Consider the following 12946-nt stretch of genomic DNA (forward strand, 5'->3'; position numbering starts at 1 on the left):
ACGGCTATGAGACTCCGCATCGCTCTGTTCTCCCTTGCCGTGCCGGCGCTGCTACTCGCGCAAAGCCCTTCGCTCGAACAACTGAAAAAGGAAGCGATCTCCAATATCGACGGACGCACCAAGATGGTGCAGGAGATTGTCGACATGGTGTTCAGCTTTGGCGAACTTGGTTTTCAGGAAGTGGAGACCTCCCGCTACCTGACAGGCATCCTCGAGAAGAACGGCTTCCAGGTGCAACGCGGTGTTGCCGGAATGCCGACGGCCTGGGTGGCGAGTTGGGGATCGGGCAAGCCGACGATCGGGTTCATCACCGACATCGACGGAATTCCGCGGGCTTCTCAAAAGCCTGGGGTGGCATTCCACGATCCGATTATTGAGGGAGCGCCGGGCCATGGAGAGGGTCACAATTCCGGCAACGCGGTGAATATTGTCGCAGCGCTGGCATTGAAAGATCTGATGACCAAGCACAAGATCCCAGGAACGATCAAACTCTATCCGGGTGTTGCAGAAGAACTGGTGGCGACCAAGGCGTTCTACATCCGGGCCGGGCTCCTGAAAGATGTCGACATCATGCTCGGTTGCCATGTCGGGCGGGAATTGGCGACATCTTATGGGCATCCAGCGATCAATAGCGGACTGGTCTCGGTCCAGTTCACCTTTAAGGGCGAGGCGGCCCATGCGGCAGGCGCCCCATGGAAAGGCAAGAGTGCGCTCGATGCCGTCGAAATCATGAACGTGATGTGGAACTACAAGCGCGAACACTTGCGGCCCGAACAGCGTTCGCACTACGTCATCGTCAACGGCGGGGACCAACCGAATGTCGTGCCCAGCGAAGCGACCGTCTGGTATTACTTCCGCGAAGAAGACTTTGCACGCATCAAGGAGTTGCACGAGTTTGGCACCACCATGGCCAAGGCCGCGGCGATGGCCACCGGCACCACCGTTTCTCAGCGAGTGGTGGGCTCCGCCTGGCCGAATCACTTTAACAAGCCGCTGGCAGAAGTGCAGCAGAAGAATATGGAACTGGTGGGCATGCCCCTCTGGACGGAGGCGGATCAGGCGCTGGCCCGCGAGTTGCAGCGCGAGATCCAAGCACCCAAGGTGGACCCGCTCCCCACCAGCGTGAAACCACTGGACGCCCCGGCGGCGTGGAGGGGCGGCGGGTCCGACGATGTGGGCGACATCTCCTGGGTGATGCCGATGGTGTATCTGCGCTATCCAGCCAATATTCCGAATCTGCCCGGCCATAGCTGGGCCGACGCGATCTCGATGGCAACCCCGATCGCCCATAAAGGATCAACCGTGGGCGCGAAGGTACAGGCCACGACGGCACTCGATTATCTGTTGCAACCGGAGTTGGTGGAGCAAGCGTGGAAGTACTTCCGCGAAGTGCAGACGAAGGATCAGAAGTACCAGCCCCTGATCTCCGCCAGCGATCAACCGGCGATCGAGCTGAATCGCGACAAGATGGACAGCTATCGCGAGAAGATGCGCAAGTACTATTACGATCCCAGCAAGTACAGCAGCTACCTGGAACAGTTGGGCATCCAGTATCCGGTCTTGCGGAAAAAAGATGAGCAGCCTCAGAAATAGACGAGGTGCTCCGTTATCCTGGCGAAGGAGGTCATGATGAAACGAGTTATTGCACTAGGATTCGTCTGTTTTGCCCTATGCGCGGAAAATGCGCCCTTGGTCGAAACACAGTGGAGATTGAAGCAAGTTGCCGAGGAACCCTACACTCCAGGCAAGGGACAAAAGAAGCCCTACTTAATTCTGAAGGCGCAGGGAAATCATGTCATTGGCTTTAGTGGCTGCAATCGCCTGACGGGCAGCTACAAATTGATCGGGACCAAGCTCGAGTTCGGACCTGTGGCGGGCACCAGGATGGCGTGCGCACAAGGCATGGAGATCGAGATGAAGTTCCTGCAGATGCTCCCCATGGTGAAGACGTGGAAGGTGAAGGATCAGGGGCTCGATCTGTTCGATGCAACCGAGCGTAAGATCGGACATTTTGAAGCGGCGAGCGAAAAGGAGAAAGAGCCCGAGCCGGAAAAAGCGAAGCAGAAGAAATAGGTCCCATGTGGCAAGCCTGCGCTTTACTCAGAACATCCAGCGGCACGTTGCCTGCCCCAATCTTCAGGTCCCAGGCAAGACACTGCAAGAGGCGCTCGATGCCTATTTTGCGATCCACCCGCGAGCGCGCGGCTATGTCCTTGATGACCAGGGCGCGCTGCGCCAGCACATGGCGATTTTCGTGGACGGCGAGCAGCTACGGGACATATTGCATTTCAGTGATGCGCTAAGAGAAAATTCCGTTGTGGATGTTGTACAGGCTCTCTCTGGAGGATAAGAAAGCACATGAGCAAACGTTGCCATATTGCAACTCGAAAAGGCTTGTTCTCGCTCGCACGAGGAGCACAGGGCTGGTCGATCGAGAAGTCTAACTTTATCGGGGACAACTGCACCTTGGTGATGCATGACCCGCGCGACCAGAGTCTGATTGCCGCTTTGAATCACGGCCATTTTGGAGTGAAACTCCACAAGTCCAACGACCATGGCGATAGCTGGCGGGAGATTGCCACGCCGAAGTATCCAGAGAAGCCGGCAGACTACCAACCGGCAGCGCCCCTCGAAGGCAAGGCTGCAGATTGGTCCTTAAAGCTGGTCTGGGCGTTGACGCCCGGAGGCGCCGATGAACCTGGCGTGTTGTGGTGTGGCACCTTGCCCGGGGGATTGTTTCGCAGCGAGGACGGCGGCGAGAGCTGGGAATTGAATCGGCCGCTCTGGGATCATCCCTTGCGGGAGAAATGGTTCGGTGGCGGCGCCGATCATCCTGGCATCCATTCGATCTGCGTGGACCCGAGAGACTCCAAACATGTCACGATTGGGGTGTCTTGCGGAGGTGTCTGGGAAACCCGCGATGGTGGTGCGAGTTGGGAACATACGGGTACTGGAATGCGTGCCGAGTTTATGCCGCCCGAATTGCAATTTGATCCGAACGTGCAGGACCCGCATCTCGTTGTCCAGTGCCAGGCGGATCCCGATGCACTGTGGGTACAGCATCATAACGGAATCTTTCGCTCGACTAACGGGGGAGCCTTGTGGCAGGAGATTGCGGGAGTCAAGCCTTCCGCCTTTGGATTTGCTGTCTCCGTCCATCCCAAGAATCCGCAAACGGCTTGGTTTGTCCCTGCCGTGAAGGATGAGAAACGTTATCCAGCGAACGGGCGCATGGTGGTGAATCGAACTCGCGACGGTGGAAAGACCTTTGAAGAGCTCACGGCCGGTCTGCCGCAAGAACATGCCTACGACCTGGTGTACCGCCATGCCCTTGATGTCGATGAGAAAGGCGCAACGCTTGCCTTTGGTTCGACAACCGGCTCTCTGTGGCTGAGCGAAGACGAAGGCGATCAATGGACCACCGTCTCCTCGAACTTGCCGCCCATCTACGCCGTTCGCTTTGAGAAGAATCTTTAGGGCATTGGGTTGCCCAGGAGATTTGCTTCCATCCCGTCTCCATAACTGGCGCTGATCCGGTGCCTGCCATAGAGGAGCTTGCGCAAGATCGGAATCGGACGGCAGTACCAACTGGCCCAACTGAGCGGAGTCTCGCCGTTGGCATCCCGCGCGTCGATCACGGCAGTGGAATCGAGAAGCATCTGAATTGCTCCTTCGTCCCCAAACGCAGCGGCACGATGCAGAGGCGTCTCCCCTTTGGTCCGGCAATCGCGCATGAACGCTCCGGTCTCCACATTCGGAATGGTCGCCACATTGGGGTTTGCTCCGTGAGCGAGAAGTACACGCAGCACGCGGTTGCGCGCCAGGCGGTTTGCGGTGCAGAGTGCGGCGTGGAGCGGCGTTTCGCCTGTATCCTCTAAGGGCAGATTGACATCCGCGCCCTGATCGATAAGAAACTTTACCAGCCGCCAGTGGCCATGAAATGCGGCGCCATTGAGATCGAGATTCCGGCCCAGGGAGCCAAGCGTTGCCCCCTGTTGGAGCAGAAGCTTCATCGCGCTCACGTCGCCGTAATAGGCACACCACTGGAGTAGTGAGGTGCCGTCTTCATCTGTCGCGGATGCAGATTCTCCCGCGGCAATATACTCAAAAACCAGGTCGGTACGTCCTTCCAGGATTTCTTCCAGCATTGCCATGTTGCTGACTCTAGCACTTCGGAGAAAGCAGAGAGGCGCCACAGCTTATAATGCGAGTTCGGCATTATGTCCACCACTCTCGATCAATACCGCGAAGCCAAACAGAACTGGCTCAAGCTTAGAAACCAGGCCAAAAAGGAATTGGTGACGCGATTCCACGAAGTCGGCGCAGAACTGCTCCAGATCCAGCGCGAGTTACTCGAAGACTTCGGCGAAAAGGTGAGCCTGCCCTTGAAGGCGAAAAAAGGCCCGGCGAAAAAAGCCGCACCAGCTCCCGCTCCCCCAGTAGCCGCAAAGCCAGTTCCCACTCCGTCCAAGCCTGCTCCCGCCAATCCGCTGGAGAAATTGCTTGCGGTCCAGAAGAAGAAACTTGCCGAGGCCAAGGCCGCCGGTAAAGCCACCAAAGCGATTGAAGATCGCATTTATGAGATTGAGGACGACATCCGCGTCGCGGCCAACTCCTAAGATTGGCTTCGTTCCGTTCAAACTTACCAGGGCAACAGTAAAGGAGAAAGCCTCTCACTCCCAAAGTGTTAGGCTTTACTCATCCCACTTTTTCTGTTGAGCGATTCCCTTTGAACTCTCGATTTCTCTTTTTCTTCTCCTGCCTTGCTGCCTTCGGGACGGTCTTCCTGGCAGGCTGCAAACCGACTGCAACTGTCTCCACCAAGGCGCCCGATGCGCCGGCGATTCCCGTGGTGACGGCAGTGGTGACCCGCGCGGCAATCCCCGTTGAGATTAGCGTCGTCGGCTCTGTCGAAGCCTCTGAGACGGTACAGATCAAATCCCAAGTGGCCGGGCAGATCTTGAAAGTATTGTTCCAGGAAGGCCAGACCGTGCAAAAAGGCGATCTGCTCTTTCAGTTGGATGAGCAACCCTTCCGTCAGGCCCTTACCCAATTTGAGGCCGCCGTTGCACGGGACCGCGGAGCCTTGCGCCAAGCCGAGGCGGTCCTGAATCGCGACAACGCCCAGGCGAAACTGGCCAAGTCTGAAGCCGAGCGCTACGCCGAACTCCAGAAGAGCGGCATCATCTCCGCAACCCAATACGAGCAGCTCAAAACCGCGGGCGATGTGGCACAGGCCGGTGTGGCCGCTTCTCGCGCTGCGATCGAGAGTGCCCAGGCGAATCTCGCCAATGATCTGGCAGGCGTGGAACGCGCAAAACTCGACATCTCCTATTGCTCGGTGCGCTCGCCGATCACAGGCCGCGCCGGAATGCTCCTGGTGCATGCCGGAAATCTAGTAAAGGTGAACGACGTTCCCCTGGTAGTCATCAATCGGATTGCTCCGGTCTTTGTGAGTTTCAATGTCCCGGAACGGCATCTCACGGCAATTCGCCGCCTCTATACTTCGGGACGTGTGTCTGTCCGCGCGACGCTCCGCGACCAGCCCGATGTTGTCGCCAATGGAGTGCTCAGCGTAATCGACAATGCCGTCGATGCAAGCACCGGAACCATTCGTCTGAAAGCGAAGTTTGAAAATGCGAACAGCGTCCTGTGGCCTGGGCAGTTTGCCGATGTTGTGCTTGGACTGGGCAGCGTCGCACAAGCGACACTCGTGCCCGCCGAGTCTGTGCAGCCTGGCCAGAAGGGTCCGATGGTCTATCGCGTAAAGCCGGATATGACGGTCGAGATCGTCCAGGTGACCACCGGCGAAAGTGTCGCCGGAAAACTGCAGATTTTGAGTGGCGTGGAGCCGGGAGATGTACTGGTGACCGACGGGCAGCTTCGTCTCAGCGCGGGCGCTAAAGTGAAGAAAGGTGTCGACCCGACGGCAGGAGTGGTAGCGCCTTGAATCTCAGTTTCAACTTCTCAAAGCCCTTCATCGAGCGGCCCGTGATGACGACGCTGGTGACCTCGTCGATCATTCTGTTTGGCACGCTCGCCTTCCGCCTGCTTCCCGTGGCGGCATTGCCTGCGATTGACTATCCCACTATTCAGGTGCAGGCCGCATTGCCAGGAGCGAGTCCGGAGACCATGGCCACGAGTGTCGCGACGCCACTCGAACGTGAGTTCTCGACGATTGCCGGCATTGATTCCATGAGTTCGACGAATGCCCAGGGCTCGACGTCGATCACCATCCAGTTTGAACTCAGCCGCGATATCGACGCCGCGGCCCAGGACGTACAAAGTGCGATTGCCAAGGCCGGCGGCCGCCTGCCCACCACGATGCCGCGGCCTCCTTCGTTCCAGAAAGTGAATCCGGCCGAGCAGCCGATCGTCTATCTGGCGTTGCACTCGAAGTCGCAACCGCTCTACACGGTGAACGAGTATGCCGACACGCAACTCGCACAGCGTATCTCGATGGTGAGCGGCGTCTCGCGCGTGAACATCTTTGGCGTGCAGAAGTATGCCGTACGCATCCAGATGGATCCGGATCGCATGGCCGCCCGCAACATTTCTGTCGAAGACGTCCAGCGAGCCATCCAGACCAGCAATACGAATCTGCCCACCGGCCGGCTCGATGGCGATAAACAAGCCGTGACCATCCAATCGAGCGGCACGCTTGCCAATGCTGCCGCCTATCGTCCCGTGATTATTGCCTGGCGCGGGGGCACACCCGTGCGGTTGGATCAGATTGCTACGGTGCTGGACGGTGTCGAGAACGACAAAAATATTGGCTGGTACAACGGCGAGCGCAGCGTCATTCTCGCAGTGCAACGGCAGCCCGGAACGAATACAGTGGAGATCGTCGATAAGATCCGCGAACTGCTTCCCGAGTTCCGCAAGGAGATCCCGCCAACGATTGAGTTGGATATTGAGAACGACACCTCGCGATCCATCCGGGCCTCGATCCATGACGTTGAATTCACACTGATGCTCACTGTGGTGCTGGTCATCATGGTGATCTTTATCTTCTTACGCAACATTCCCGCGACCTTGATTCCAGGGCTCGCCGTGCCCATTTCATTGGTGGGCACCTTTGGCGCGATGTACCTGCTCGGCTATAGCTTGAACAATCTTTCGCTGATGGCGCTCACGCTCTCGGTGGGCTTTGTGGTGGATGACGCCATCGTAATGCTGGAGAACATCGTTCGTCATATGGAGATGGGCAAGCCGCGCATGCAGGCGGCTCTCGATGCCTCGCAGGAAGTTGGATTCACGATCGTCTCGATGACCATTTCGCTGATTGCCGTCTTCATCCCGGTTCTCTTTCTGGGAGGGATTGTCGGCAGACTGCTGCACGAGTTCTCCGTGACGATTGTAGTCGCGATCCTGATCTCCGGCTTTGTTTCGCTCACCCTTACACCGATGCTCGGAAGCCGGATGCTGACCTCCGAACATGGCAAAGCGCATGGCTGGTTGTACCGCTCCTTTGAGTCTGCGTTTGACGGATTGGCTTCGCTCTATGCCGCTACCTTAAGACCGGCCTTGAAGTGGCACGGGGTCACGATGGGAATCGCGATCACCATGCTGGTGGGTACGATCTATCTCTTCCTGCAGATGCCGACCGGATTCATTCCGAGCACCGACACCGGGATGTTCTTCTCACAAACCCAGGCCGCACAGGATATTTCTTTTGCGTCGATGGCCGCACACCAACAGGCGGTGGCCGCTAAGTTCCAGGCACATCCCGATGTAGCAGGCGTCGTTTCCTTTGTTTCTCGTGGCAACGGCGGTTTTGTCGCTACCAGAACGAAGCCATTGGAATCCCGCAGCAAATCTGTGGACGAAATCATCAACGAACTCCGGCCCCAGGTGGCGGAAGTACCGGGAGTGATGACCTTCATTCAGAATCCGCCGCCGATCCGGATCGGCGGACAGCAGTCCCAAAGCGCCTACCAATTGACCCTGCAAAGTACAGACTTGAAGGCAATGTATCTGTGGGCCCCCCGCTTGATGGATGCGATGAAGAAATTGCCGGGCTTTGTCGACGTCAACACCGATCTGCAGATTGCCAGTCCGGAGCTCAATGTGGAGATCGACCGCGACCGCGCACAGGCACTGGGAATCTCGCCACAACAGATCCAGAGCACACTCTACGGCGCCTATGGGCAACGCGAGGTCACAACCATCTATTCCCCGGCGAATCAGTATGCGGTGATTTTGGAAGTGGAGGCGAAGTATCAGAAGGATGCTACTTCCTTGAAGAAACTCTACTTGCGATCGGCCACGGGAGCGCTGGTTCCCTTGGACAGCCTGGTGAAAGCGGAATCGAGAAGCGGCCCGCTGACCATCAACCACTTTGGACAGTTGCCCGCCGTCACGATCTCGTTCAATCTGCAACCGGGCTTCGCGCTCGGACAAGCAGCCGGCGCGGTTGGGGAAGCGATTAAGGATCTGCGAATGCCCTCGGTGATCACCACCAACTTCCAGGGCACGGTGAAGGAATTCCAGAAGTCGTTTGACAACATGACGATCCTGCTGGTCGTTGCCGTGCTGGTGATCTTTATCGTGTTGGGGATTCTTTACGAGAGCTTCATCCATCCGATCACGATCCTGAGCGGTCTGCCCTCGGCGGTATTCGGAGCCCTTGCGACGCTGTTACTCTTTGGAAAGCAACTGGATCTGTATGCTTTCGTCGGGTTGATCATGCTCTTCGGCGTGGTGAAGAAGAATGCGATCATGATGATCGATTTCGCGATCGCGGCGCAGAAGGAAGGCATGGACCCGAAAGAAGCCATCTGGCAGGGCTGCATTCTACGCTTCCGTCCGATCATGATGACGACGGCAGCCGCGCTTCTGGGCACTCTCCCTATCGCTATGGCCTACGGGGAGGGGTCTGATGCGAGACAACCGCTAGGGCTGGCAGTCGTCGGAGGTTTGCTCGTCAGCCAATTGCTCACGCTTTATATCACCCCCGTGATTTACCTCTATCTGGAGCGATTCCGGAACTTGGGACGACGGAAGGCAAAGCACAAATTGGAGCCGGTAGAAGTGCAAGTCGCCTAGGGGATTGGGAAACGAAGAGGAGGAGTCCTCAGTCTCTAAAGCGGACTCCTCATGCAAGTAGCCACCCTTGAAACTTCACCCACCAAAGAACAGATTCATGAAATGGCGAAGGAGACAGGTCCCTGCCTCTCCTTCTTATTTCGTCTCGCGGAGGTACCGGGTACCCGAGACCTCCGATTGCAGCATCTTGTTGACACATTGAAGAGGCAACTGGCGCAGGCTGGACTCTCCGATCAGGAAGCCAAGTCTTTCCTCGATGCAATTCGGACTCGCGTTACAGAACGGTTGGAGCAGCGGCCAACCGGATGCCTCGCCATCTACCAATCGCTGCATAAAACCTGGGTATTTGATGTGAGTTGCGACATCCGTGATTTTGCGATGGTCGGCAATTCCTTTCACATCACGCCACTGATTCCATCTCTTTCGGATCATCGCGAGTTCTACCTGCTCGCCCTCAGCCAGAAACACACCCGGCTGATTCGTTGCACCACAACCAATTCGATCGAGGTTAGCCTGCCCCCGTCGTTTCCGACGAATCTGACCGAGTTTAACTCCCACGCCATTCCAGACCATCGGTCCGAGAACCATTCCTCAGGGGGACAGAATGGGTCGATCTCGTTTGGCACCAAAGCGGATGCGGACAAGAAGGGTGAGTATCTGCACAACTTCTTCAGTGCGATTGATAAACAACTGCAGATCTTTCTCGGAGACCAGCCAGAGCTTCCGGTTATTATCGCTGGAGTGGATTACGAGGTGGCACTCTATCACAAGATCAGCAACTGTCCTCATCTCATCCCGGGAGGCGTTATCGGGTCGCCGGACGGACTGAAGGGCGGAGAGTTGCACAGCCGGGCGATTCAGGTGCTGGAGCAATTGAATCAAAGCAGGGCACAGCGCGCTCTCGACATCCAGTCCAAGGCGTCCGGACAGCGGGTGTCCTCCGATCTCGACACTATTGCCGCCGCCACTGTAAACGGGCGAGTCCTCAACCTGTTTGTCGCCGCGGATGCAAAGCGTCGCGGTGTATTCGACGAAATCTCTCACAAGACCCGGGAAACAGATTCCGGCGAAGACCTGCTGAATTGGATGATGCTCCAGACCTTAGGCCATGGCGGCGACGTCTATCTGTTCCCGAGGGACAAGATGCCCAATCAAACTGAAATCGCAGCCTACATGCGATATTAGTGGCGCTCCTTGTCCTTCCTGGCTGCGGCGGCTACTCTTCCTGATTCATCGTCTGATTGATAAAGCGAAAGGTAGCCGCCAGCGCCTTCAGATTGGCTTCGCGCGTTTTCGCCAAGGACTTGCCAATGAATCCTTGGCCGACTTCAGGAATCACGATCAACTCGTGAGGGAGATTGAAGGCGCGCAGCTTTTCTGCCATCTCCAGCGATTGGAGAGCAGGAATGGTCTTATCTTCTTCGCCCACAATGAGCAGCATCGGAGGATCTTTCGGATCAAGATAAGTGACCGGACTTGCAGCGGCGAGCTGTCCTTTCTGACACTGCCCGGCAAAGCATCCCAAGAGACGCCACTCCGGAGCATCCGCAGTATCTCTCGACAGTGCCTTCGCGGCGCGTGCCTGTACCGCAATGGTCGCCATGTCGAAAACGCCAGACCAAACCACACTCCCCTGGACACAGTCCGATGGATCGGAAGCGTTGCTCCTGCTTGCGAGAGCGGCAACATGGCAACTGACTCCGAGTAGTGCCGCGAGATGTCCTCCGGCAGCAACACCCCAGGCCATCGCCCGGCTGGGATCAATTCCATACAGCGAAGCCTGAGATCGCAGCCAGCGGATGGCTGCTTTCGCATCCTGTAGTTGTGCAGGGAAAATCGCTTCCCCGCTCAGGCGGTACTCGATCGATGCCACCACGTATCCCTTCTCGGCAAGAGACGCGAGCACGCTCGGAAAATCAACGAAAGCGCCGCTTCGCTGGGGATCGCCGTCCATCCAACCTCCTCCGTGGAGGAAGACAATCAAGGGATGTCCGGCATCGGCCCGCGGAAGTGTCTTCGGTGGCAAGTAGAGGTCAAGCGATAAGGGCCGATAGCCCAGCGGCTGCGCATAGACCAGATTCGAGAAGCCACTCACACCATTGGCAAATGTCACCTCATGATTCGGATAATGATTTTCTTCCTCGATCTTGCCTGCGATTTCCGGTGCGGGCGAAGGAAGCTGCGCGGATAAAGCGCTTGCGAGGATCGTAAGGGCAATGGATGGATGGATCACAAGCTTCATTCGGCCACCCTACCGGCAACTGGAGTTGTTGGCCGCCGGAATAGCCAGAAAGGTAATGCTCGCCGGCGCAAAGCTCTGCGGGCCTGCCACGACAGGCGTGGCCATTAGAGTGGGCACCAGATCGCCGGACTCCAGCCGCAGTTCCGCGCCATTCAAAGCAATGCTGGAAGAATCAAGGCGTTTCGCGGTGAGACTGTAGCGATCGGAGGCCGTTCCGAACTCAAGAGCCTGAGTTGCCGTACGATTTGTATTGATCACCAGCAGGGCAACCCCTCCTGGTTGCCCACGCAGGCAATGCGCATACAGATGCAGCCCGGATGCGGGCGAAGGGCCTGCCTCCAACACCGTATTGCCCATTAAGCTCCTCCAGAGCAAGGCCGCCCAATAGTTGGGCCTGGGATCCAAGGTGTTCTCATCCAGCAATCCGTAATCACTGGAAGCGAGAGTATTGTGCGCCACCACCTGAACGCCGCGCCTGGCCATACGTCCCAATTGATCGAGATAGCGGAAGCTGTCCACGAAAGTAGAGGCCCATCGGTTTCCACCACATGCCGCATCAGCCGTCTCCGTAATCCAGATCGGCTTTCCGGGCTCGAAGCGGTCACGAAGATCCTGATAAAAGGCCTCGGCTTGATCGGTACGCGAAAGCCACTCGTTTGTCAGAGCCGCATCGATCTTTGTTGTTGAACCTGCGCCGAGCGACGCACAGCGCGCGGAAACCGCACCATAAAAATGATAGGAAAAGGCATCGAATCCCGGCCCGGCAGCGGCGAGCAGATCCGCGGACTTCAGGAAGGACATTCCGCTTGGAATCAGTGCGTCCCCGAGCGGCAGTCCCTCTCCCACAGAACCTGGCCCCAGCAAGAGCACGGAGGGTGAGGTCTTTTTCAGATACGGACGAAATACGGCGAGATCCCGTCCGTATGCGGCAGCATCATAGCCTTTGGGTGCGCCGCCCATCACTGCTAGCGTTGGCTCGTTCATGAACTCCGCGGCAGCGATGCTACCGCCAAGCGAGGCCGTATAAGAAAGAAGCTTTTCCGCCTCGACCGGCGTCCAGAGTCCTTTCGCATCCCGCGTGCCCGCGCTCGTGGCAAAAGACGTGATGAGCTTTGCACCAGTTGCCTCTGAGAACTGCATCACCCCTTTCCACTGCGAGCGCGTGAGAATTCCATTGAATCCTGCCGGAGGCTTTGCTGGAGCGGTCGTATCCGCGTTGTAAAAGTATGTCGAGTTGGCCCAGGTTCCACTCACGCGCAGATAAGAAGGAGCCAGCGCAGCAGCCAGCTTTCTTAGCTTCTTATTGGTCAAATCAATCGGGGGCCGGTACTGGTAGAGTTCCGGATTCATTCCGGCGGGTACGGCGGCGGCTTGCTTTGAGGATTCCTCAGTTTTCAAGACGCCCTCAATCTCGCGATAAGGCTTCCAGAATCTGCCGCCTGTCACTTCGACCATCTCGACGTTGAAGGATTGGAAGCGATCCTCAACCGTCGCCAGGCGGGGCATCCTGGCAGGAGAAATCACAGCCGCACCAGGAGGATGAGAACACGCATGACTCCCGAGCAAGACAATGAGGACAACCCAGTTCCGTTGGGGCGGCTTCCAGAGCATCTCGCTTCCCTTCCTCCTTCTCCGTTTCGCTAGATTGTGATTCCA

Annotated in this window: 11 protein-coding genes; 8 read left to right on the forward strand and 3 right to left on the reverse strand. The window is 57.3% G+C overall.

Annotated elements, in window-relative coordinates; translation table 11 throughout:
* Positions 1 to 6 precede the first annotated feature (6 nt).
* Genes M017_RS0125230 through M017_RS0125245 form a run of 4 tightly spaced genes read left to right on the forward strand, consistent with a single transcriptional unit; the run spans position 7 to position 3477 of the window.
* Positions 7 to 1593, forward strand: coding sequence for an amidohydrolase (locus tag M017_RS0125230; RefSeq protein WP_031501031.1), 1587 nt, complete (start codon positions 7 to 9; stop codon positions 1591 to 1593).
* A gap of 36 nt (positions 1594 to 1629) precedes the next feature.
* On the forward strand, positions 1630 to 2073 hold the full coding sequence (locus tag M017_RS0125235) for an META domain-containing protein (RefSeq protein ID WP_272945418.1): 444 nt from the start codon (positions 1630 to 1632) through the stop codon (positions 2071 to 2073).
* A 7-nt stretch (positions 2074 to 2080) separates the two neighbouring features.
* Entirely contained in the window at positions 2081 to 2350 is a 270-nt protein-coding gene (locus M017_RS0125240; RefSeq protein WP_031501033.1) for a MoaD/ThiS family protein, read from the forward strand.
* 8 nt (positions 2351 to 2358) lie between these two features.
* Complete coding sequence (locus M017_RS0125245; RefSeq protein WP_031501034.1) at positions 2359 to 3477, forward strand: WD40/YVTN/BNR-like repeat-containing protein; 1119 nt, start codon at positions 2359 to 2361, stop codon at positions 3475 to 3477.
* Here the strand turns inward: M017_RS0125245 and M017_RS28345 are convergent.
* Positions 3474 to 4154: an ankyrin repeat domain-containing protein gene (locus M017_RS28345; protein WP_051670861.1), complete on the reverse strand. Its 681-nt coding sequence runs from the start codon at positions 4152 to 4154 to the stop codon at positions 3474 to 3476. The genes M017_RS0125245 and M017_RS28345 overlap by 4 nt on opposite strands.
* A 66-nt stretch (positions 4155 to 4220) precedes the next feature.
* On the opposite strand from M017_RS28345, the gene M017_RS0125255 reads away from it, so the two are divergent.
* The 4 genes from M017_RS0125255 to M017_RS0125270 all read left to right on the forward strand — a co-directional run bounded on the left by M017_RS0125255 (position 4221) and on the right by M017_RS0125270 (position 10233).
* A complete protein-coding gene (locus M017_RS0125255) occupies positions 4221 to 4619 on the forward strand; it encodes a hypothetical protein (RefSeq protein ID WP_031501036.1) in 399 nt (132 codons plus the stop codon).
* 110 nt (positions 4620 to 4729) lie between these two features.
* Positions 4730 to 5950 (forward strand): efflux RND transporter periplasmic adaptor subunit, encoded by a 1221-nt coding sequence (locus tag M017_RS0125260; RefSeq protein ID WP_051670862.1) that lies wholly within the window; start codon positions 4730 to 4732, stop codon positions 5948 to 5950.
* A complete protein-coding gene (locus M017_RS0125265; protein WP_031501038.1) occupies positions 5947 to 9048 on the forward strand; it encodes an efflux RND transporter permease subunit in 3102 nt (1033 codons plus the stop codon). The genes M017_RS0125260 and M017_RS0125265 overlap by 4 nt, the downstream gene beginning before the upstream one ends.
* Positions 9049 to 9225: 177 nt before the next feature.
* Entirely contained in the window at positions 9226 to 10233 is a 1008-nt protein-coding gene (locus M017_RS0125270; protein WP_155121623.1) for a baeRF3 domain-containing protein, read from the forward strand.
* 31 nt (positions 10234 to 10264) lie between these two features.
* Here the strand turns inward: M017_RS0125270 and M017_RS0125275 are convergent, their stop codons facing one another.
* Positions 10265 to 11290, reverse strand: coding sequence for an alpha/beta hydrolase (locus M017_RS0125275; RefSeq protein WP_051670863.1), 1026 nt, complete (start codon positions 11288 to 11290; stop codon positions 10265 to 10267).
* A gap of 9 nt (positions 11291 to 11299) precedes the next feature.
* Positions 11300 to 12901, reverse strand: coding sequence for a glycosyl hydrolase family 79 N-terminal domain-containing protein (locus M017_RS0125280; RefSeq protein ID WP_031501041.1), 1602 nt, complete (start codon positions 12899 to 12901; stop codon positions 11300 to 11302).
* Between the last annotated feature and the right edge of the window lie 45 nt (positions 12902 to 12946).

It is taken from the genome of Bryobacter aggregatus MPL3 (assembly GCF_000702445.1).
Classification (GTDB): domain Bacteria; phylum Acidobacteriota; class Terriglobia; order Bryobacterales; family Bryobacteraceae; genus Bryobacter; species Bryobacter aggregatus.